Origin of the sequence: Paenibacillus sepulcri (assembly GCF_042647105.1) — a bacterium.
GTDB classification, from domain to species: Bacteria; Bacillota; Bacilli; order Paenibacillales; family Paenibacillaceae; genus Paenibacillus_Z; species Paenibacillus_Z sepulcri.
On sequence record NZ_JBHRUP010000001.1, the window covers coordinates 486215 to 508413 of the forward strand.

The window sequence follows — 22199 nt, forward strand, 5'->3', positions numbered from 1 at the left end:
AAAAAAAAGAACCTCCTGGAAGAAACCGATGAGAGCTAAGCTGCTGTCCTTACGTCATAATGGGACGCACAGCTCACATCGCTATCGTTTTCTTCCATTGTGGAGGTTCCTCGTCAAAAAATCAAGAATTATGCCGATAAAAAACGATATTGCGCTTCAATCAGGCCGTTATACGTGCCTCCATGCCGGATCAGCTCTTCATGACTGCCTTGTTCCACGATGACGCCATGATCCAGAACGACAATGCTGTCGGCATTGCGGATGGTCGACAGACGGTGGGCAACGATGAAGGAGGTGCGCCCCGTAAGAAGCGTCTTGAGCGCATCCTGAATTTTGAGCTCTGTCTCCGTGTCGATGCTCGCCGTAGCTTCGTCGAGAATGAGCACGCGGGGATCGGCAAGCAGCGCCCGGGCGAAGGACAGCAGTTGACGCTGCCCCATAGAGAGCGCATTCCCCCGCTCCTGCACCTGCGTGTCATAGCCATCAGGCAGATTCATAATAAAGTCGTGCGCGTCTACCGCCGTGGCTGCCCTCACCACTTCATCGTCCGTTGCATTCAGACGGCCATAACGGATGTTATCCCGGATGCTGCCCGAGAAAATAAACGTATCCTGAAGCACGATTCCGACCTGGGACCGCAGGCTTTCGATGCTTACATTGCGGATATCAATGCCATCGACGAGAACGGCGCCTTCAACGGGATCATAGAACCGGCACAGCAGGTTCATAATCGTACTTTTGCCTGAGCCGGTATGACCGACCAGCGCGATGGTCTGGCCCGCTTTTACGTCCAGCGTAATGCCCTTCAGAGCCGGTCTGCCCTTCTCGTATTCAAAGACGATGGAGTCGAATTTGACGTCGCCGCGGATAGCCGGGAGTTTATTGGCTTCATGGAGCTCTACAACCGTCGGTTTCTCGTCAATGAACTCGAAGATGCGCTCGGACGAAGCCATAGCAACCAGCAGCTGCGCGTACATTTGGCCCAGACGGTTGATAGGGTCCCAGAAATTCCCCACATAGTTGGCAAATCCGACCAGCACGCCGACTGTTATGACGTTGGCCTGGATGAGATGCGAGCCGTACCAGAACAGTATCAGCGTCCCGATTGCAGAGGTGATTTCGATAATCGGACCGAATGCCTGATTGAGCGCCGACGCCCGGTTCCAGGCTTTGATATTCGTATTATTGATATGATTGAAGAATGAGAAATTCGCTTTTTCCTGCGTATAGGCCTGGGTAATCTTCATCCCCTGGATCGCTTCATTCAAATGGGCGTTAATCCGCGACTGCTTCATCCGGACATCCTGCCAGGCAAAACGAATCCGTCTGCGCAGCGCTCCCGAAACGATGAACATCAGCGGCACCGTGATCATAACGGCCGCGCCCAGCTTGAAATTCCACAGCAGGAGGATGATAATAATACCAATAAGCTGCACGCAGTCCATCAGCAGGTTGACGACGCCGTTCGTGAATAAATCCTGAAGGGCATTGACGTCATTGGTTACCCGGACAAGCACCGAGCCGGCAGGCCGTTTGTCGAAGAAGCGGAAAGAGAGCTTCTGGATATGGCGGAACAAATCCTGGCGCAGGTCATAAATAACCCTTTGTCCAATCAAACTCGTGTACTTGATCCGGTACGTGTTGGCTGCCCACTGAATAATATAGAGCAGCAGCATCAGCCCTGCGTACATATATAGCTTGGTCAGGCTGGTTTCGCCGCTCTTGGGCGCAATGGCTTCATCAATGGCCACAATGATGATGGCCGGAACGGCAAGTCTCGTCGCGGTTCCCAAAATCATCGTCACGATGACCAAAGGAAGCAGCTGCTTGCTGTACGGCTTCATATACTGGAACAGCCTGCTCAGCTGCGACCAGTTAAAGGGCTTTTCAATCAGTTCGTCATCCTTGTAAATAAACCGTTCGCGATTATCGCCGCGAGCCGTCTTCTGCTCACTCACTGGGCGACCCTTCTTTCTGCTGCTGCCGGCTCTGCTGCAGATACTTGCGGCCGGTCGGCATATTGAATATTGTACGTATCCAGATAAGGGCCTGGAACCCGTATTAAATCCTGATGCTTGCCGCGCTGTACAATATGTCCTTTGTCCATGACAAGAATCTCGTCCGCATGGCGCAAAGAAGAAATCCGGTGGGCGATTATGAAAGTCGTCCGACCTGCCATAACCTCTTTGAAGCCCGCTTGAATCTCATGCTCTGTCTCCATATCAACCGCACTGGTGGAATCGTCGAGAACAAGAACCTTGGGATTCTTGATCAGCGCCCTGGCGATGGCAATACGCTGCTTTTGCCCGCCGGACAGTCCCATCCCCCGCTCTCCGACAATGGTATCATAGCCCTCGGGCAGCTCCATAATGAAATCATGGGCCTTGGACAGCTTAGCCGCCTGGATAATTTGCTCCTCCGTCACTTGATTGATGCCGTAGGCAATATTGTCCCGGATCGAACAGGAGAACAGGAAGGTCTCCTGAAATACGATCGCAATATGTGAACGCAAGCTTTCGAGCGTAAGATCATTAATATTAAAGCCGTCTATCGTGATCGTGCCCTTCTTGATATTATAGGCGCGCATCAGCAGCTGAATGATGGTGGATTTGCCTGAGCCCGTTCCGCCCAGCAAGCCGATAACGGTTCCTGGAGGCGCTTCGATGTTCAGATTCGTAACAGCAGGGGCTTTATCCGGATAGTTAAACGTTACTCCGCTGAAGCGGACATGCCCTTCTACGATATTGTCCTCCAGAACAACAGGCTCTTCGCCGGTTTTAACGTGGACATACTGGTTTAATAACTCGGTAAGACGCTCTCCGGAAGCTTTGGACTGCGTGTAGTTGTTGATCAGAAATCCGATATTCCACATCGGTCCGATAATGTACCATACCATACTGAAGAAGGCGACCAGCGAACCAAGGGTCAAAGACCCGTTAATCACCAGAGTACCGCCCGCCACGAGCAGGATAACGACGCAACAGCTGGCCAGGAGCTCCATAACCGGGAAGAATTTGGACCATAACAGCGATGCGCCGATCTGATTTTCTTTATACAAATCGCTGCGTTTGGAGAACTTGTCGATTTCATGCGGCTCGCGCGCGAACGATTTCACCGTTCTCATGCCGGTGATATTCTCTTGAACCGTCGTCGTCAGATTGCTCATCGCCAGCCGCATTTCCCGGAAGGCCGGATGGATCTGTTTCTCAAACCGGACTGCCGCGAATGCCAGAAACGGCATGGTCACCAAGGTAATCAATGTAAGCTGCCAGTGGATGTAAAACATCATAGACGCCCCGAATACGATCATCAAAATCATGTTCAAAATTTGCGCAAACCCGAAAGCGATAAAGTTCCGCACCGCCTCCAGATCAGCTGTCAGGCGGGACATCAGATCTCCCGTCTTGGCCGTATCATAGTATTGATACGATAGTTTCTGAAGCTTCTCATAACATGCGTTCCTCAGCCGGAATGCCACCCGGTTGCCGAGCTGGCCGGCAAAATAACCGTGTAAAAACTGCAGGCATCCTTTTAAACTGACGATACCTACCACGGTCAGCGATAGCGCAGGCACCCACTTGAAATCACGAGGCTTGATGACATCGTCAATCAAGATTCGCAGCATGTTGGGGTACACAAGCCCTAGCGCTGTTGCACAGATCAGAAACGCAATCGATGCAATCATTTTCTTGCGTTCGACCCAATAATACTCCTTGAGTTGCCTAAAGACGTCCAATGGGTTTTCCTCTCCTTGTTCCTTGCTTTTTTTTATTGAATATGAATGAATATTAACAGCATCATTCCGACACGGCAAACAGAGCTTCGACGCATATAGATGGCAGAATCCGCTTTCTCTTCCATATTGACGATTTGTTAGGGGGTATTCTTCGATATCGTCGCAAATCATGACCAACATGCACACATTGCTCCGTTTTTGCATAATTAGTCTTTGTTTTTGCAAATTAATTTTCACAGCAAAGAACCTTGCTTCATCCACAGGGATGATTGGCAAGGTTCTTCTTCTTATTTTCAGCTGGGTCTTTATAAAATCATCAATTGATTCTGGAGCTGTTTGAGCTTCTCCAGATCGGTATTTCCTCTGATCGAGGAAAGCTTGCCTGAAGCAAACGACTCCAGATCCGCCAAAAGAACCCCGATGACAGCCTGCGCCGCCATTTGCCAGAAGCCGTCATAGCGCCCTCCCCACTGAAGCTCTGCCTGGGCAATCCAGCTTTGCAGCGGCTGCGTCAATTCGGCCTCCAGGGCGCTGCGCAGCGCCCCCTTGCCCTCCCCTTCGAAGAAGTGGCGCGGCGATTTGAAGCGGCTCCACAGCCATTTGGAATCGATGGCATTCGCCTGCCAGGGAGGCTGCTCCTCCGGTGTAGGGATCTCCAGCGGTTTAAACGCAGAAGCGTGAAAGCCCTGGAGAGCCTCTGCCACCTCTCCGGCCAGATCAGCAAATTGCTTGGCAGCCAACCGGTTAAGCGTATTGTCAAGGCGAAGCGAAGTAGCCTGGAGCTCCTGGGCGAGCTCGATTTGCAGCAGCCGCTGGAGCTCCAGCCAGGCGGTCCATAACGCCTTGCGCAGATCCCGGCCGTCATCCTGCAGAACTGCCGGATTAAAGGCAAAATTAAAGTGCTCGCCGAAGCGCAGCTGCACACGCTGCAGAACATAAAACAGCAGCTCCTTAAGCTCCTGCTCCAGCTGGGGATTGCCTCTGGATAAAGGCTGCTCCATCTCGCGGATCCTGCCGCGCGCAATATCGGCGCTTGCGAGCAGCTCTTCCCCCGCTTTCGCGCGTGAGGCCGCATCGCCCGAGGCCGCATCAATCCAGTCGGCCAGCGTGCGTCTGGCCCGCTCCAGCTCCAGTTCCGCCGAGGCAACAGCCAGGCGGCCCAGATCATCGCGGGTGAAGGAGAGAAACGCCTCTTCGAAGGCTGCAATGCCCGAAGCGCTGATTAATGTCAGGTCGCTGCGCAGCTTGCCGTCCAATGCCTGCAGGCTGGATAACGGGAAGATCCGCGGAAAGCGGATACCCTGCTGCTGCAAATTGCGCTGCACATGGGCGAGCACGCTCTCCAGCTCATCGCTGTCGGCCGCGAGATCCGCGGCATTGACGATGAAGAACATTTTATCCAGCTCGAACTGGTCCTTCACACGGCCCAGCTGCAGCAGAAACTGGCGGTCCGCCTGCGAGAAGGCGTGATTATAATAGGTTACAAACAGAATGGCGTCGGCATTCTTAATATAATTGAAGGCGACGCCCGTATGCCTTGCGTTGACGGAATCGGTGCCCGGCGTATCTACAAGAACAATTCCCTGCGCTGTCAGCGGATTATGGTGGTAGAGCTCAATCTCACGGACAAAACAGGACTTTGCCTCTTCGGCCACATAGCGGCGATAGGCTGCGCTGTCCACATGCAGCTCGCTGCCAAGCAGAGACTCATGCTCCTGCCAGCCTTGGTAAGCGGCTTTGAGGAAGCTGTAATGCGGCCTGCCGCCGGCATGCACCCCGTCAGGAGACAGCTTGGCGATGCTTTGCATCAGTTGATCAGACGTCAGGCGCTCAGCCGCTTCTCCAAGCAGGGATAAGGAATAGCGAAGATCGTCGAGCATTTCTTCCCGCGTTTTCAATAATACGCTCGCGGTGCCGTGGACCTTCTCCCCTGCCGGAGCGACAATACGGTTGACAGCTGCCGTTGTCGGATTCGGCGACACCGGCAGGACGGAATCGCCCAAGAGCGCATTCGCCAGCGAGGATTTGCCCGCACTGAATGCTCCGAACAAGGCAATGGTGAAGCGGCTGCCCTGAAGACGGCCCGCTTTGTCGCGCATTGCCTGCACGGCGGATGAGAAATCCTGGTTGGGCGCAAGCAAATCCGCGGCGCGGTACAGCCGCTCGGCAGCCTGGCGCTGCGGGCCAAGCGCGCCGCTGTCCGGTTCGGATGGCGGCGTCACGCTTGAAGCTCCCTGCCGGCGGTCATTGTCGGCGGCGGGCGGCGGCGAATTGCTGCCGGAGCTTGCCTTGTTATTCGGCGCGTCGTCTGGCTGCGCCGTGCGGTCTTCAAGGTGCCCGACGCCGGCGATGCCATCCGGCGGTTCAGTCCTGTTGCCGGAGGCGAGAAGCGGAGCTGAATTGGGCTCTTCGGCAGCGTCGTTGTCCGCGACGGCGATGCCATCCGGACGCGGCTTGGATGTATTGCCGGCTGCGGGTATTTGGTCCGCAGCCGTATTAGCGCCAGGAGCATCGGCGTTGACCGTGCCGATGCTGCCGTTATTCGCGGGGGCATTCCCGCGAAGCATGCGCGCTGCGGAATCGCCCGGAGTCCTTGGCGATTGCGCGGCCTGCGGCACCGGCAGCGCCGGGCGCTCCGGCGCTGGCGGCAGCAGCGCCGCCAGGCGCGCCAGGTGCACGCTCGCGCGCTCCGCCAGCGCGGCAAGCTGCGCCAGCGCCCCGGCCTGGGCGGCAAGCACGCCCAGCCGCTCGCGCACAGGAGCGGCTGCAGCTTCGCCGGCCGCCGCTGCCCGCTGCCCAAGCGTGTCGATCCACTCCATCGCCCGCTTGCGGTAAATCCCCTTCACATCCGCGGCAAGCTCGCGGCAGTAGTTCATCGTGTACTCGCTGCCGAAGACGGCGCCGGCTTTCACGTGATTCAAGAGCCACTGCGCTTCCACCGGTCCGGCAATCGCCGCGACCAGCTGCTGCTCCATCGCTTCCCCGCGCCATCCGATTTCATCGGCAGCCTTGCGGAGCAAGTCCAGCAAATGCCATTCAATCCCGGCTTTCACCAGGGATTCAAAATCCGCTTGAAAGGCCGCAAGGCGCCGCTCCTGCTCCGCGGCCGTTTTACCGCCGGAGAAGAGCAGCCCCATCTTAAAGCCGGGCTTACGGCTCTCCAGAAACGACTGCGCCAAATCACGCGTCGGAGCCGGCGTCACATTCGCATTGTCGAGCAGGCGCTGCATCTCGAGGCGCAGGCGGACGGGAAGACCGTCTGACTGCGCCTCCAGCTCTGCCAGCTGAGCTTCTAAACCGGACAGTTCCTCAGCAGCCTGCTGCGACCCTTCTTCTCCGCCGGCTGCCGCCAATAAAAGCTCCCGCTCGGGCTCTGCAAGCTCATCCAGCGCTTTGCCGTGGGAGCGGATCAAGTGGCGCGCTGAAGCATCTACGCTGCAGAGAGCCAGAGGGCCGCGCAGCCCGGCGAGCTCTGTCAGCAGCCACTCAAGCTTCGTCCACTCCGAATAGGGATGGCCGGGCTCCCGGAGAGACAAATAAACGATCCCGCTCGGCTCCAGATGCCAGTTGGCGAACGCTTCATCCACGCTTTGACGATAAGCTTCAAAACTCAGCTCGCTGTCGCGGTGCTTGTCGATTTGATTGACGATCAGATAAAGCGGCTTGCCCCAGTCCTTCAACTGCTTGGCGAAGGAAAAATTGATTTCCGACTGTACGTGGTTATAGTCCATAACGTAAAAAACGACGTCTGCCAAATGCAGCGCCGATTCGGTCGCCATCCGGTGAGCGTCATCAGTCGAGTCGATGCCGGGCGTATCCAGAAGTACAGTGTGACCGCCAAGCCGTGGAATCGGATAAGACAAGGAAATCGATTGAACCCCTTCCCCATCCTTGCAGTAATCATCCAGCAGCTCCAGGGCAATGTCCAGCGTCTCTTCTCTGCCGCCCCGCATACGGGTGATGGTTGCTTTGGGCTCCCCGCTTTGGATTGTAACCACATTGGCGCTTGTCGGGATCGGACTTGAAGGCAGCAGCTCCGTTCCACAGAGCTTGTTGACCAGCGTCGATTTGCCTGCGGAGAAATGCCCGCAGAATGCGGCTGCAAGCTGCCCGGCATGTAATTTGCCGCGCAGCTCCAGCAGCCGATCCGCATTCCGCTTGTCGCCGGCCTCGGCCATGAGGGACCCTATTTGTTTCAGAGCGGCGTCAAGCGGATGAACAGCAGTTGCACTAAGTTGATTCATTTCTCTCTCTCCCATTATCCATAACCCTACCAATTCGCTATGTCAGTGGTTTATGATTAAGCTGTTTGCTCGGACGGCAAACAAATTTCAAATACTTCGCCATGCTGCAGGATCGTTACGCTGCGTTCCTTTTCTTTCATCACGACAACCTCGGGCTTTACGCGCATGCGTTCAATATATTGATCCGGAACATCCCCTGCTCCGCTGACTGTAACGCCTTCGATGATGACTTCTTCGTTTTCTTCGGGAGGTGCTTCCATGATTTGCTCGTAAATATCGGAAAACAAAGCAAAGTCCTTCGTGTACACAGAAATGCATTTCATTCTTAATCATCCTCTTCTCTAAAATTTAATTAGCCTTTGCCTTCCGGCTTGTGTTCATCTTCATGCGCTGCTGGCCTTCCTTGCACAGATCAAGCAGCGGGCATACAGGGCACTGCGGATTTTGAGCTTTACAATGATACCTTCCGAAAAAAATAAGCCGGTGATGTGTATCGGTCCACTGCTCGCGCGGAACAAGCTTCATCAGCTTCTTCTCCACCTCGAGCACGCTATCGTCCGCTTTGGCGATACCTAGCCGTTTGGACACCCGTTCAACATGCGTATCAACCGCAATCGCCGGAACGCCAAAAGCATTGGATACGACGACATTGGCCGTCTTGCGTCCGACACCGGGCAACCTGGTCAAATCCTCATGCCGCCGGGGCACTTCTCCACCGTATTCGTCCAGCAGCATGCGGCAAAGCTTCTGGATATGGGAGGCTTTGTTGCGATACAACCCGATCCGGCGGATATCCTGCTCCAGCTCTTCAAGCGGAACTGCCAAATAATCGGCTGGTGTCTCATATTTCTTGAATAGGTCGGCTGTCACTTTATTAACCGTTTCATCCGTACACTGTGCCGAAAGAAGAACGGCTATGGTCAGTTCAAACGGATTTCGGTGGTTCAGCTCACAGTGAGCATCCGGAAACATCTCGCCAATGACCCGCAAGATATAAGCCATCTTATCCTTTGCTTTCAACTGTCTCTCTCCCCTATTTGGGCTATCGAATCAAAGTGTAGCGAAAAATGTCACAATAAGCAACCGTAAACAGGGGCTTCCTGCGACTTTTTCAAGAGATTTTCATAAAATTATTTAATTTAGCCGCAATTCCATAAGAATAACCTGTCCCTTCCAAAAATTAGCGCAATCCTCCCAAATGAAATGTTATAAAAAGATTTAAATGTTTTACGTCATGATCACCCTCTCCTGGAGGTGAAAATGGCCATAAGGTTTAAAAAAGCGCTGTGGGATGATCCCGCAGCGCTTTGTTTAAACCTGATTTAACTCTTTTTCACAACTTCCAGCAGCTCGCCTTGAACGATGTAAAGGGTGATGCTGTCTCCTTCTTTTAAATCCGACCACTGAATAGCCGCATCGCCTTGGGACAACTTGGTCCTGGACGTAACCTTAAAGGTGTAATTATTATCCGTTAGTCCTGTTCGCTTAACCGAAAGCAGGCCTGCCGAGCTGTCAAACTTCCAGAAGCTTCTTGCTGTACCGCCGTTTACAGTTATCAGAGTCTGTTCTGCGGCATCCTTGCGGACCTCGACCCGGTCACCTGCCTGCAGCACAGCTGCGGAGCTGCCGGACACTCCATTTTTGATAACCGTATAGGCTGTACCAAGCGGAACTTCAGTGGAAACACCGTTATAGTCGACGATGGTCACTTTATCGGCGGCAACTGCCGACACCCTGCCTGATGCAACTGCGACCTTCTTGAACGACGACGGCGTGGAACCTGTAAAGGTGATATTGCCCACTTGACCGGCTGTCAGGCCGGAAAGCGTAATAAGCTCTCCGCTCTCATTATAGAAGCTCCAGCCGCTGACTGCCCATTCATTGGTAGTCTGATCGGCATTTTTAACCTTCAGCTTCTGGCTGTTCACGTCAACCGAGACCACTTCCACCTGTTTAGCGGAATGAATCTGAAGAGTGACGGCCTTATCCTGAGTGGTGTTCAATAGCAGGGTGACCACATCACCCGCCTTCACATCTGCGAGTGTAGCGTTCTTGCCAAGCGCCTCCACTCCCAGCGCATCAAATCCGATTGTGAACGGAGAACCGCCGGTCAGCGTCAAATTCAACTGCCTGGAGGTTTGATTAATCGAAACAACCGTACCGGTGTACTTATAAACGAACTGAATGGATATCGCTTTGTCATCCGTATAGCCAATTGTAACCTTGCGGTCCTTGATCAGCATCGTTGCAGCACTTGTCAGCGGAATTGCTGTTCCGTTCATATCGATCTTCGTGCTGTCCGTCAAATAGATCGGAATTAATTTCGTGCCATTTTTGACGACCAGTGCTTTGAGCTCAGGCTCATAGCTAACGATTACCGCGCCATTGATTGTCTCAACCTTGCGGTTCAGCACTTTAATGGCGCTGACTTGATCCTTCTCATTCAACGTCAGCTCGAGACGATCACCTTTGACCAGATCAACGAGGCTCGTGGACGTTAGACCCTCGATCGTAACATTAATGGAATCCGCTACGAATTTGGCTTCCAGCTGCGTTCCGCCATCCCGAATATAATTGATGGTTTTATTGTCACTGCTTGCGGAATAGAACTCGCCCTGCACCGACTTCGCTGATGTTTGCTGAACGGTAATTTTCGTCACAATGCTGTTCTGAACCTCATATGTCAGGGAGTCTCCGGCTCGAACCCCGGCAAGGCCGCCCTGCAAAATACTTCCCTGCCACAAGATGACCGCTTGCGGCGAGACGCTCAGCTGCTCCTCGGCATTTGATGCCGAATTGATGACGCTGATCGTCGAGGCTGCGGCATCTACAGCTTTTACGAGACCGCTGCCCGTTTTATTGATTGGCGCGGATTGCACAGCGATAGAAAGTACACGCGGCACTTCACGATAGGTATCGCGGGTGATCGAAAGCGTGCTGTCCTTAACCAGCGAAGCTACCGGAATCACAGAGCCGGCGGCATCCTTGACCGTTACAGAACTGTCATAGGCTACTGCAACCGGGGTATCGTTGACCCATATCCACAGCTTGTTCTCAGCAGGAACTGCACGGTCGAAGGTACCTGTAATCGTCTCCACCAGCTGCTTGTCATCCAGCTGTTCCACATATAATGCTTGATCCCCGTAGGTGATAACTGTCACATTCGTATTTGGCAGAAGCTGATCCAGGCCTACAGCCTTCTCGGAGTCATAGCGGTAAACATTCGTATCCGGCGACAAGAGCAGCGTCTGATCGCCTTGCGGCTTGTACAATTGAATGGAAGTGTCCGACTTGGAGGATAAAATGCCTGTCTCCTGACCCGGAAAAGCAACGGGAAACTGGCTCTCCGCCCGGCTAAGCAGGGTTGCCATAGCTGCCCTTGTTATCGCGCCTTTCGGCTCGAATTTGTCGGCAGTCACACCATTGACCAATTTCAGGGAAACGGCCGCATTCACATAGCCGGCAAACCCTTCGCTCACGCTGTTCCTGTCAGAGAAGGCCACAGGCGTGGAAGCCAGCTCAGCGGCTGCGGATTGTTTGCCGATCGCATTGACGACAAGCTTGGTGATCCATTCCCGTGTTGCTTTTTTGGCTCCCCATGTGACGGCCTCGTTCTCTTCCGCCAGTTTGAATTCTTCATCCCGGTCAAGCAGGCCCTTCTGAAAAGCAAGTGCGACATAAGGCTTGAAATAATCGTTTACCTTGAATGCGCTGGAGAAGACGACAGCCTGATCCTCCTTGACTTCATTCTCAATCCCGATAAAACGGATAGCCATCGTGACCGCTTCCTGCTGGCTGACATTGTCATTTGGCTTGAAGACGCCATTGTCGCCCTTGACAATACCTTGAAGAGCCAGCTTGGTAATATGCTTCTGCGCCCAATGTGCGACAGGAACGTCACTGAATTTCGTAACTGCAGAGGAATCCGCAAAAACAGCTCCACCAGTGATGGTGAAGCTTGAGAGTACGGAGAATATAACAAGCGATGAGACCCCTTTTAACCATTTGTTTGCTTTGAACATACCGGCGAACTCCCCCTAATGACTATTGTTGCTTCATGATTGGATGATCGAGCTCCACATGACCCATTAAACTTTCTTCTTTCTCGCCGTCTACAAGAATATCAAGAGAAGTCACATCTTCGAATTGAAACATGGTCTTCTGGACAGCATCAACCGCCATCTGTTCGCCCGGACCTCCTAAGCGCGCTTCATCGTTGATATGAATATCCAGCGTTACCGCACCGTTCTCCACCTTGGCGCTGAGAAGGTCGATATGCTTCCATAGCGACAAGCCTCCGTCTTTACCATCCTGTTGAAGTGCTTTATAAGCATTTTCAATTTTTTCTTTGGTGTCCGCGTACTGAATATCTGCCTGCTGCTCCTGCAGCTCCGTCATTTGCTCATCGGTATAATAAACCTTGATCGTCTCGCTCTTCTTCTCTACTACCGGGACCGGCTCCGGAGGCGTCTGCACCTGATCGGAACTTCCCCCTTGCGTGTTATCCGGCCTGCTCCCGCATGCACTCATGGTCAGTATGGCTGCGGCAGCGATCAGGACAAGCAGTATGCGTGAAGCAGCTGGTTGTTTCATCGGCTTCCCCCTAGGTAATATTCAAGTATTCTTTAATTCCGGCTACAACCTGAGCTGCTATAGCATCCTGTCTTGCCGGATCGAAGAGTGCTGCGGCATCGCCTTTGTTGGAGAGATATCCCGCTTCCAGAAGAATAGCCGGCATCGTCGTTTTCTTGATAACTACAAAGCTGGCTTGATGGACCTTCCGGTCGGGGAGAGCGGTCCCTGCCACGAGATGCTTATGTATCACATTCGCAAGCGCGAGACTGCTGGCACGGTTATAATACGTTTCCGAACCTGATGCTGACGAGCTTGTAGCCGAGTTCGCATGGAAGGAAATGAATATATCCGCATTCATATCATTGGCGATTTTGGCTCTGTCATCCAGCTCGACGAAGGTATCGTCCGACCGGGTCAGGTAAGCTTTAATTTTCGGTTCATTATCCAGCAGCGCCTTCACTTTAAGCGTGATGGACAAATTGTATTCTTTTTCGTGCTTGCCGTTAACGGCAGGCGCACCTGGATCTTTGCCTCCGTGGCCGGCATCCAGAACGATTTTGTATACGCCGGGATCTGCCGGATCAACATTACCTGGAATGCCTGGATCAACATTGACAGGATCGGTCGGGGCTACAACATCAGTAGGCTCCAGAACGTCAATGCGGATCACCTTGTCCTCCCGGGCAATATTAATAGGCGTCGGCGCTGTCAAATCCAGCACGACTCTTACCGTTGAAGGCTTGTCCTTAAACAAGGAATAACGCACACTTACGAGCGACGGATGATTATCCATCGAAAATTGTCCGGAATAGCCGTTTGATAGATTTGCCATAAACGTAGACGAGAAGGCCGTGTATGGAAAATCTATAGCGATTTTCTGCTGAATTTCTCCGCTTCCCGCAATCGTTTCTTGTACCAGATCGCCTATTTCGCCGTCATACCTTACATAGATGCTTCCTATACCGTCATATTCAATGGTGTTGATCGTTCCGGTAGTTTCCGCCGACGGCGAACCATCGCTTCCGGTTTCCGTTCCGTCCTGTCCGGGGATTGTCCCGTCTCCAGTACCAGCGTTGCCATCCTCTTCACCTGGAAGCACTACTGGCGGTTTCTCGACTTCTTGTCTGGACTTGTCAAACATCTGGACCGTTCTTGTGGCGGTGTCCCAGGATACCTCGAGCCCAAACTGCTCTCCGACAAATCGAAGCGGTACAAGGGTAGTATTCTTCGATATGTATGCAGGCACGTCCAGAGAAACTTTCTGCCCATTCACCAATGCAGTTTTACTGCTGATCGTCAGGACCATAATCGTTTCCCCATTGGATATATTGACGTTCGGGGAAGACCATGCCACATCAAAACCCAGTTCTTCCGTTACTGTTCGCAGCGGCACCATCGTCGTTTGTTTGACTATTTGCGGCGCTGCAGGCGATTGTAGTAGTTTGCCGTTCAAATAAAGCTTGGGAACAGGCACAGCGGCGGCAGCTCCCACCAGACCAGGGAACATAGAGACGAACAACGTTAATAACATTATAGCGGTTACAAACTTCTTCATCTTTCACCTCGATGACTTGATTTTCGCCTCCGAGCAGAGCGAACAGGCCGATGCTTACAGACATTTATTAGACGCAGCTTGTCAGAAAAAGTTGCGTATTCAGGAAAATTGTAACTCTATCGCCAATGAAAGAAGAAACGGCTTGACGCGCACCAAAATAACGGAATCTGAAAGTTTATGATATTTTGAAATGCAAAAGGCCTCCGGCAAGACCGGAGGCCTGTATCAAAACCTATTGTTTTATCAATTGATCAAAAATTAATAGGCAACCCGGCTCGCTTCATAGGCTGAAATCGCCTCTTCATGCTGAAGAGTAAGGCCGATATCATCCAGCCCTTGCAGCAGGAATTGACGGCGGTGCTCATCCAGATCGAAGGAAATTTCAAGCCCTGCGCCGTCAGTGAGTTTCTTGCTCACCAGATCAACCGTCAGCTTGTAGCCTTCTTCAGCCGCAGTGCGTTGGAACAGACCATCCACCTGCTCTTCACTCAAGCGAATCGGCAGAATACCGTTCTTGAAGCAGTTATTGTAGAAAATATCTGCAAAAGAAGGTGCAATAATGACTTTAAAGCCATAATCAAGAATGGCCCAGGGCGCATGCTCACGCGAAGAGCCGCAGCCGAAGTTGGCACGGGAGATCAACACCGAAGCGCCTTGATAACGCGGCTGGTTCAGGCTGAAATCAGGAATAACGTCACCCTTCTCATCCCAGCGCCACTCAAAAAAGAGGAATTGGCCAAAGCCGCTCCGTTCAATACGTTTAAGAAATTGTTTTGGAATAATGGCGTCCGTATCCACATTGACGCGGTCCACAGGGGCAACTAGCCCCGTCAGCTCTTTAAACTCTTCCATCTATGGTAACCCCTTTCGAATCTTGTTTCATGAAGTCAGGTCCGTCAAAACTAGCTCAGTACTTCGGATTTGATTTTCCAGTCGCGAACATCGGTGAATTTGCCCATAATGGCGGCAGCTGCTGCCATAGCCGGGGATACGAGATGCGTGCGTCCTCCGCGTCCTTGACGGCCTTCGAAGTTCCTGTTGGATGTCGATGCGCAGCGCTGTCCAGGCTGCAGAACATCGGGGTTCATAGCCAGACACATGGAGCAGCCAGCATCGCGCCATTCGAATCCGGCGTCGGTGAAGATTTGATCCAGACCCTCCTGCTCGGCTTGAATTTTGACACGGCCCGATCCTGGAACCACAATGGCCGTAACACGGTCGCTGACCTTGTAGCCTTTGGCAATTTCAGCCGCAGCGCGCAGATCCTCAATCCGTCCATTCGTACAGGAGCCGATGAAAACATAATCAATCGGGATTTCATTCATAGGAGTTCCTGGTGTCAGACCCATATACTCCAAAGCCTTCTCTGCCGCTTTGCGTTCATTCTCCGTAGGAAGCTCAGCCGGTACTGGCACTTTCGACGTAATGTCTGTTCCCATACCAGGGCTTGTGCCCCAGGTCACTTGAGGAATCAAGGAATCTACATCAAATTCCAGCACTTTATCATAAGAGGCGCCGTCGTCCGTTGCCAGATCCGTCCAAATCCGGACAGCGCGGTCAAAGGCTTCTCCCTGCGGCGAATACTCACGGCCGCGCAGGTAATTGAACGTGGTTTCGTCAGGAGCGATCAAGCCTGCACGCGCACCTGCTTCAATCGACATATTGCAAACGGTCATCCGCTCTTCCATAGACAGGGAACGAATAGCCTCGCCTGTAAATTCCATGACATAACCGGTACCGAAATCGGTTCCGTATTTGGCGATGACGCCAAGAATCATATCCTTCGCGGTCACACCAGGTTTGCGGCTGCCGACAAAACGGATTTCCATCGTTTTGGGCTTCGATTGCTGCAGACATTGTGTGGCCAGAACATGCTCCACTTCGGAGGTGCCGATACCGAATGCCAATGCGCCAAAAGCGCCATGAGTCGAAGTGTGGCTGTCGCCGCAGACAATGGTTTTACCCGGATGAGTCAGTCCCAGCTCGGGGCCCATAACGTGAACGACCCCTTGATCGAGACTGTCCAGATCAAACAGCTTTACGCCAAAATCCTTGCAGTTTTGAGTCAGTGTGTCAATTTGCTGCTTGGAGATCGGGTCCGTGATATTGAAGCGGTCCTTCGTCGGTACATTGTGGTCCATCGTTGCAAAAGTCAAATCCGGGCGGCGTACCTTGCGGCCCGTCAAACGGAGTCCTTCAAAGGCCTGCGGGGATGTAACCTCATGCACCAGCTGCAAATCGATATACAAAACACTCGGTTTGCTCTCTTCGGCATGAATGACATGATTGTCCCAAATCTTCTCTACCATTGTTCTTTTTGCCATTGTTTTCACCTCATAAGTTCAATAATTCGTTCTCTTTTTTATCGATGATAGTATCATAGCATTTCTTTCTTCATTGATCCAAGATATAATATCTATAACATCAATAGGTTTGGCCTATGGCACCCGTGTAACGAAAATATCGCTGAAGGAGCGTCACGCATCTTGGAATTCCGCCAACTGCAATATGTCATTCAAATCGCCAAAGAGAAAAACTTTTCCCGCGCCGCGGAAAAGCTTCATATCGCCCAGCCTTCCCTCAGCCAACAGCTGTCGAAGCTGGAGAAGGAAATCGGTGTTCTGCTGTTTCGCCGGACCACTAATTCTGTCGAGATGACGCATGCCGGCTCCGTATTTGTGGACAAGGCGCAGAATATTCTCGACAGCATCGAACAGCTGAAGCAGGAGCTGGACGATATCGCCCATATGCGCAAAGGCAAGCTGGTTGTCGGCAGCCTGCCCATTACCGGCTCTCATGTTCTGCCGCTCGTGCTTCCGGTATTCGGCAGACGATATCCGGAAATCGAGGTCGCGCTTGTCGAGGACAGCTCGTTCCGGCTGGAGCAGCTGACCGCAAGCGGACAAACGGACTTGAGTCTGCTGTCGCTGCCGCTTCACGAACCCTCTCTGGCCTGGGAGCCCTTGATCGAGGAGGAAATCTGTCTGGCCGTGCCTCCCGAGCATCCGCTTGCCCTTAAGAACGAGGCTGTAAACATCCAAGACCTCGCCCAAGAGCCCTTCGTACTGCTCAAGAAAGGACAAGGCTTCAGGCAAATCGCTATCGAGCTTTGCGAGAAAGCCGGATTTCAGCCCCGAATTGTATTCGAGAGCGGAAATATTGAAACCGTGCAATCGCTCGTCGCCGCCGGAATGGGCATCGCTTTTGTTCCCAAGATGGTGGCAAGGGCCAAATGGTACGAATTCGCGCCTGCCTATTTGCCTTTTGCCGAGCCTGCGCCTTCGCGTACGCTTGTCATTGCAAGCCGCAAAGGACGGTATCTTTCGAAAGCCGCGGAGGCGTTCATTGAGACGATGAAATCAACAATCGAAAGCCATTTTCATTCTTGAACTTCCTTAGTAAAGCGATGGACGGCGATCCTCAAAAACGGGAATTCTTCCGCGTATTTGATCGACCAGCTCCAGATCGATTTCTGCCCGCAGAATGGTTTCTTCATCACCGGCTTCAGCGATGATTTCTCCCCATGGATCAATGATCAGCGAGTGGCCGAAAAAGGAGCTTGTGCCGCTGGTGCCGCAGCGGTTGCAGGCGATCACGAACATCTGGTTCTCAATTGCGCGCGCCATAAGCAGCGTACGCCAGTGGTGCATTCGGGGATTCGGCCACTGTGCGGGAACAAACAACAGCTTCGCCCCATCCAGCGCCAGCTTCCGGGCCAGCTCCGGAAACCGGATGTCATAGCAGATCATCATACCGGCATCCGCTCCGGACACGCGCAAGCTGCCCACTTTATCCCCCGGCTGCAGATGCTTCTCTTCATTCATCAGACGGAACAAATGAATTTTCGAATACTGCGCCTCCACTTCGCCCTGAGCATTAAACACATAAGTCGTATTATAAACGCCCTCGTCCCTGCTCTCGGCAATGGAGCCTCCCACTATTTGAATACCATGCCCCCGGCTGAATGCAGAGAGCAGCGCCTTCGTCCGCTCACCCCCACGGTCCGCAATTTCACTGATTTCTTCAAGCGCATACCCGGTATTCCACATTTCAGGCAGCATAATCAAATGCGGCTTGTCATTGCCTGCGGCCGCCTTCTCAAGCATGACTTCCAACTTCTTGAAATTCTCATCCGGATGACCGGCCTCCACATCCATCTGAACCAGAGCAATTAGCAGTTTATTCTTCGTAGTCATAGCTTGCGTCCACCTTCCTGTTCGGGCAGCATTTTCTTTTCCCTAATGATACCGCCTCATGGTTCTCTGTCAAGATGGGCATCGTAACAAGGTAACCATCTAACATGAATCGTAAAGGAGAAATGAAAATGAAAGTAAGTGCCAAGCTGATTTCTCTTCTGATGCTTGTTTTCTGTTTAATGATGCCGGCTGTTGCCAGCGCCCGTTTGGCTGACGACGGAACCGCTTCTCAGAGGCCGGTTCAGGCCTTTGATATCGCAGCCGGAAAAGTCGTCAAATCCGTTCCAAACAGCAAGGAGTTCCAAACTTATGCGATCAATTGGCTGGGCTCGGTTACTGGTCTGGCCCCCCAGACCAAGCCGGATGACAAATGCGGCTACGTCTTCCGTATTCCGCTTAACGAGCCGGCAGTTGTCCAAGCCGGTTCGGTCACAGTGCGCACTGCAGATGTGTTTCTTTTTTATTGTCCCGGCAAGCCTCAGATTCTGCTCATCTTCGACGAGAACAGAAAGCCGTATTTGCTGCAGTTTAAAGCGGACACCAAGCCTTTCCTGGCTCAAATGGGGCTTTAATGTGATTGTTGGCCAGGAGCAGCCCCGGCCTTTCGTCAGCCACTTTGCTCGACACCTCTTCCTATAATATGCTAAATTAGGCTTAGGTTTTTGGTACGCAGCAAATTAGTGGAGTGATCAACGATGAAGGATATCAAATCTTTTCCAATAAGTCCGGCAGACCGGATGTCCGGCTTGCCGGCGCAATTTTTTGCAGCGCTGGTCGGCAAGGCGGGAGCCCAGGCAGCCAAAGGGCTAGACGTTATCAATCTGGGACAGGGCAATCCGGATCAACCTACCCCTGCGCATATTGTTGCGGCTTTGCAGGAAGCGGCACCCAATCCGGAATATCACCGCTACCCGCCCTTCAAGGGCTTTCCTTTCCTCAAGGAAGCCGTTGCGCAGCGTTATAAGGAAGACTACGGCGTTACCTTGGATCCTGAGAAGGAAGTCGCCATCTTGTTCGGCGGCAAGACCGGTCTGATCGAAATCAGCCAATGCCTGCTCAATCCAGGTGATATCTGTCTGGTTCCGGACCCGGGTTATCCCGATTACTGGTCGGGTGTCGCGCTTGCAGGCGGACGGATGGAATATATGCCGCTAACGGCAGACAATCAATTTCTCCCTGACTATGACGCCATACATAAAGACATCGCAGACCAGGCCAAGCTGATGTTCATCAATTACCCGAACAATCCCACAGGAGCTGTGGCCGGACCTGAATTTTATGCGCAAACGGTTGAATTTGCCGCGCGCCACGGCATTGTGGTGGCAAGTGATTTTGCATACGGAGCGATTGGCTTTGACGGCAACCAGCCGGTCAGCTTTCTGCAGACCCCCGGAGCCAAGGAAGTCGGGATCGAGTTCTACACCTTATCCAAAACCTATAATATGGCAGGCTGGCGGGTTGGTTTTGCGCTTGGAAATCCGGAAATTATTTCGCTTATTAATTTGATTCAGGATCATTATTACTGCAGTCTTTTCGGGGGCATACAAGCCGCATCGGCTGTTGCGCTAACCGGCCCCCAGGATTGCGTGGCCGAGCTTCGCACAACGTACGAAAGCCGCAGGAACGCTCTCTACAATGCTATGGGCAGGATCGGCTGGGAAGCTCCCAAGCCCGGGGGCTCCTTCTTCTGCTGGCTGCCGGTGCCTAAAGGATATACCTCGGCCTCATTTGCCGATCTGGTCCTCGAGCGGGCTGATGTTGTCATCGCCCCGGGGATCGGCTTCGGGAGCTATGGCGAGAATTATGTCAGGCTGGGGCTGCTAGCTCCGGAAGCGCGCCTCGAAGAAGCGGTGGCACGGATTGGCAGGCTCGGTCTCTTCAGGTAGTTTGCCCCATATTCTTGGTTCTTCATCAGGTGCAGGATGAGGTTCAGGAATGACCCCTGTCCACCGCCTTTACAGGTCGTGTCAGATCATGATATGCTTGATTTAATTGAACACGAACGTTGTGATGGGGAACAGTACGCAGGTTTGAGTCGTGCACAGAGAGTAAATTCGTCAGCTGCGAGAATTTACCCGACCAATGCAGAAATCCCGCCCCGGAACGGCCGGCGATGAGCCGGACAGCACCTGCTGTTATCAGGCTTGATGAAGCGAATGCGGCTTGTTTTCCTTTTAGGAGTACAAGACCGTTTTAATTAAGGTGGTACCGCGGAGGTTATACTTTCGTCCTTTCTATTTATGTAGAGGGCGGAAGTTTTTTTATTTTATTCAGGGGAAAGGATTTGCGATAATGACGGAACGAATCGTGGTCAAAATCGGCAGCAGCTCGCTGACATCGGATGAAGGCGGCTTGAACCGGGAACGGATTGCTTTCTTCTCCCGTGAACTGGCTTCGCTGTATGATGCCGGATATCAGGTGCTGCTCGTCACCTCCGGCGCAGTGGCTGCGGGTTTCCGCAAAATTGGGTACCGGTCGCGTCCAAAGCTTGTTCATGAAAAGCAGGCAGCTGCGGCTGTAGGCCAGGCTCTGCTGATGCAGGCCTATCAGGAGGCCTTCTCAGCCTACGGTACAAGCGGCGGAATCGGTGTTGCGCAAATCCTGCTCACCCGTGCCGACTTTTCCAACCGCAGGCGAATCCAGAATGCATTAATGACCATTGAGGAGCTTCTGGAACAGCGGACCGTACCGGTCGTCAACGAGAATGACACGGTTGCAACGGACGAATTGAAATTCGGGGATAATGACACCCTCTCCGCGTTGGTCGCCAATCTTGTAAAAGCCAAGCGGCTGCTCATCTTAACCGATACGGACGGCCTGTACACAGAGGATCCCAGAATCAACCCCGAGGCGATCCGGATTGACCGGGTAGAGGTTATTTCCGAAGATCTCGTCAAGCTTGCCGGCGGCTCAGGATCTTCCGTTGGCACTGGCGGCATGCGCTCGAAAATTGAAGCCGCCCGGATTGCCATGCGCGGAGGCGTGCCTGCCTTTATCGGCCGGGTTCTTGAGCCCGGAGATATGCAGCTTGCGGTTGAAGGAGGCGGAAAAGGCACTTATTTTGATACAAGTCTGCATAATCTGCCTATGAAAAAGCAATGGGTAGGCTTCCACTCGCATACCCAGGGACGGATTATCGTGGATGAAGGCGCCGAGAAAGCCCTTCTGCAGGGCGGAAAAAGCTTGCTTCCTGCGGGGATCCGGGAGATCGAAGGCGAGTTTCATCCCGGCGACGTCGTGGAAGTCGTTAATCTGCAGCAGCAGACCATCGGCCGCGGTGTCGTGAACTATGCCGCATGGCAAATCCAGGCCGTCGCCGGGCTCAGCACGCAGGAGGTCCGCCGGCGGGTTGAAGTCAACCGGATTGAAGTCATACACCGCGATGAATGGGTATCGTTCAGCGGATAGACGGATCACAGTAAAACTCTAAAGCTTATGCTTCCGAAGTGAGTTTTCCTGTTCAACGAAGAAGTATATCCCATGATGGATCACAGTAAAACTCTAAAGCCTATGCTTCCGAAGTGAGTTTTCCTGTTCAACGAAGAAGTATATCCCATGATGGATCACAGTAAAACTCTAAAGCCTATGCTTCCGAAGTGAGTTTTCCTGTTCAACGAAGAAGTATATCCCATGATGGATCACAGTAAAACTCTAAAGCCTATGCTTCCGAAGTGAGTTTTCCTGTTCAACGAAGAAGTATATCCCATGATGGATCACAGTAAAACTCTAAAGCCTATGCTTCCGAAGTGAGTTTTCCTGTTCAACGAAGAAGTATATCCCATGATGGATCACAGTAAAACTCTAAAGCCTATGCTTCCGAAGTGAGTTTTCCTGTTCAACGAAGAAGTATATCCCATGATGGATCACAGTAAAACTCTTAGGAGGGAACTATA

The 22199-nt window shown here is 52.7% G+C and carries 15 protein-coding genes; 4 read left to right on the plus strand and 11 right to left on the minus strand.

From position 1 onward, the window contains the following. Positions 1-128: 128 nt before the first annotated feature. From ACFOLF_RS02160 to leuC, 10 genes are all read right to left on the minus strand, one after another. A complete protein-coding gene (locus ACFOLF_RS02160) occupies positions 129-1958 on the minus strand; it encodes an ABC transporter ATP-binding protein (RefSeq protein WP_379113885.1) in 1830 nt (609 codons plus the stop codon). After that, positions 1955-3736: an ABC transporter ATP-binding protein gene (locus ACFOLF_RS02165; RefSeq protein WP_210040381.1), complete on the minus strand. Its 1782-nt coding sequence runs from the start codon at positions 3734-3736 to the stop codon at positions 1955-1957. Before ACFOLF_RS02165 ends, ACFOLF_RS02160 begins: the two co-directional genes overlap by 4 nt. Positions 3737-4041: 305 nt before the next feature. Next, positions 4042-7980: a dynamin family protein gene (locus ACFOLF_RS02170; protein ID WP_210040379.1), complete on the minus strand. Its 3939-nt coding sequence runs from the start codon at positions 7978-7980 to the stop codon at positions 4042-4044. 56 nt (positions 7981-8036) lie between these two features. After that, entirely contained in the window at positions 8037-8303 is a 267-nt protein-coding gene (locus ACFOLF_RS02175; RefSeq protein WP_210040377.1) for an NAD/NADP transhydrogenase alpha subunit, read from the minus strand. A gap of 25 nt (positions 8304-8328) precedes the next feature. Further along, on the minus strand, positions 8329-8982 hold the full coding sequence (gene nth, locus ACFOLF_RS02180; RefSeq protein WP_210040982.1) for an endonuclease III: 654 nt from the start codon (positions 8980-8982) through the stop codon (positions 8329-8331). 320 nt (positions 8983-9302) lie between these two features. Then, on the minus strand, positions 9303-12002 hold the full coding sequence (locus tag ACFOLF_RS02185; RefSeq protein ID WP_210040375.1) for an S-layer homology domain-containing protein: 2700 nt from the start codon (positions 12000-12002) through the stop codon (positions 9303-9305). A 22-nt stretch (positions 12003-12024) separates the two neighbouring features. Continuing rightward, positions 12025-12573: a GerMN domain-containing protein gene (locus ACFOLF_RS02190; protein ID WP_210040373.1), complete on the minus strand. Its 549-nt coding sequence runs from the start codon at positions 12571-12573 to the stop codon at positions 12025-12027. A 10-nt stretch (positions 12574-12583) separates the two neighbouring features. Next, positions 12584-14110: an N-acetylmuramoyl-L-alanine amidase gene (locus ACFOLF_RS02195; protein WP_210040371.1), complete on the minus strand. Its 1527-nt coding sequence runs from the start codon at positions 14108-14110 to the stop codon at positions 12584-12586. A gap of 258 nt (positions 14111-14368) precedes the next feature. Further along, positions 14369-14962 carry a 3-isopropylmalate dehydratase small subunit gene (gene leuD, locus ACFOLF_RS02200; RefSeq protein WP_210040370.1) on the minus strand — a complete coding sequence of 198 codons (594 nt, stop codon included), beginning with the start codon at positions 14960-14962 and terminating at the stop codon, positions 14369-14371. 50 nt (positions 14963-15012) lie between these two features. Beyond that, complete coding sequence (gene leuC, locus ACFOLF_RS02205; RefSeq protein WP_210040368.1) at positions 15013-16434, minus strand: 3-isopropylmalate dehydratase large subunit; 1422 nt, start codon at positions 16432-16434, stop codon at positions 15013-15015. A 162-nt stretch (positions 16435-16596) separates the two neighbouring features. Between leuC and ACFOLF_RS02210 the strand changes: the two genes are divergently transcribed. Then, positions 16597-17499, plus strand: a complete 903-nt coding sequence (locus ACFOLF_RS02210; RefSeq protein ID WP_210040366.1) for a LysR family transcriptional regulator — start codon at positions 16597-16599, stop codon at positions 17497-17499. A gap of 6 nt (positions 17500-17505) precedes the next feature. On the opposite strand, the gene ACFOLF_RS02215 is transcribed toward ACFOLF_RS02210, so the two are convergent. Next, a complete protein-coding gene (locus ACFOLF_RS02215) occupies positions 17506-18306 on the minus strand; it encodes a carbon-nitrogen family hydrolase (RefSeq protein ID WP_210040364.1) in 801 nt (266 codons plus the stop codon). A gap of 128 nt (positions 18307-18434) precedes the next feature. Here ACFOLF_RS02215 and ACFOLF_RS02220 point away from each other — a divergent pair, with 128 nt between their 5' ends. The 3 genes from ACFOLF_RS02220 (at position 18435) to proB (ending at position 21714) form a co-directional block, all read left to right on the plus strand. Beyond that, a complete protein-coding gene (locus tag ACFOLF_RS02220) occupies positions 18435-18878 on the plus strand; it encodes a hypothetical protein (protein ID WP_379113887.1) in 444 nt (147 codons plus the stop codon). Between the two features lie 123 nt (positions 18879-19001). After that, entirely contained in the window at positions 19002-20192 is a 1191-nt protein-coding gene (locus tag ACFOLF_RS02225; protein WP_210040362.1) for a pyridoxal phosphate-dependent aminotransferase, read from the plus strand. 406 nt (positions 20193-20598) lie between these two features. Next, the gene (proB, locus tag ACFOLF_RS02230) at positions 20599-21714 is read left to right on the plus strand and encodes a glutamate 5-kinase (protein WP_210040360.1); all 1116 of its coding nucleotides are present in this window, start codon (positions 20599-20601) and stop codon (positions 21712-21714) included. Positions 21715-22199 lie beyond the last annotated feature (485 nt).

What these genes read in the sequence shown, in the direction of transcription:
- ACFOLF_RS02195 (WP_210040371.1), bottom strand. Translation starts at nt 14,110, where the DNA reads ATGAAGAAGTTTGTAACCGCTATAATGTTATTAACGTTGTTCGTCTCT.
- leuD (WP_210040370.1), bottom strand. Translation starts at nt 14,962, where the DNA reads ATGGAAGAGTTTAAAGAGCTGACGGGGCTAGTTGCCCCTGTGGACCGC.
- ACFOLF_RS02190 (WP_210040373.1), bottom strand. Translation starts at nt 12,573, where the DNA reads ATGAAACAACCAGCTGCTTCACGCATACTGCTTGTCCTGATCGCTGCC.
- ACFOLF_RS02170 (WP_210040379.1), bottom strand. Translation starts at nt 7,980, where the DNA reads ATGAATCAACTTAGTGCAACTGCTGTTCATCCGCTTGACGCCGCTCTG.
- proB (WP_210040360.1), top strand. Translation starts at nt 20,599, where the DNA reads ATGACGGAACGAATCGTGGTCAAAATCGGCAGCAGCTCGCTGACATCG.
- ACFOLF_RS02215 (WP_210040364.1), bottom strand. Translation starts at nt 18,306, where the DNA reads ATGACTACGAAGAATAAACTGCTAATTGCTCTGGTTCAGATGGATGTG.
- ACFOLF_RS02225 (WP_210040362.1), top strand. Translation starts at nt 19,002, where the DNA reads ATGAAGGATATCAAATCTTTTCCAATAAGTCCGGCAGACCGGATGTCC.
- leuC (WP_210040368.1), bottom strand. Translation starts at nt 16,434, where the DNA reads ATGGCAAAAAGAACAATGGTAGAGAAGATTTGGGACAATCATGTCATT.
- nth (WP_210040982.1), bottom strand. Translation starts at nt 8,982, where the DNA reads ATGGCTTATATCTTGCGGGTCATTGGCGAGATGTTTCCGGATGCTCAC.
- ACFOLF_RS02185 (WP_210040375.1), bottom strand. Translation starts at nt 12,002, where the DNA reads ATGTTCAAAGCAAACAAATGGTTAAAAGGGGTCTCATCGCTTGTTATA.
- ACFOLF_RS02220 (WP_379113887.1), top strand. Translation starts at nt 18,435, where the DNA reads ATGAAAGTAAGTGCCAAGCTGATTTCTCTTCTGATGCTTGTTTTCTGT.
- ACFOLF_RS02175 (WP_210040377.1), bottom strand. Translation starts at nt 8,303, where the DNA reads ATGAAATGCATTTCTGTGTACACGAAGGACTTTGCTTTGTTTTCCGAT.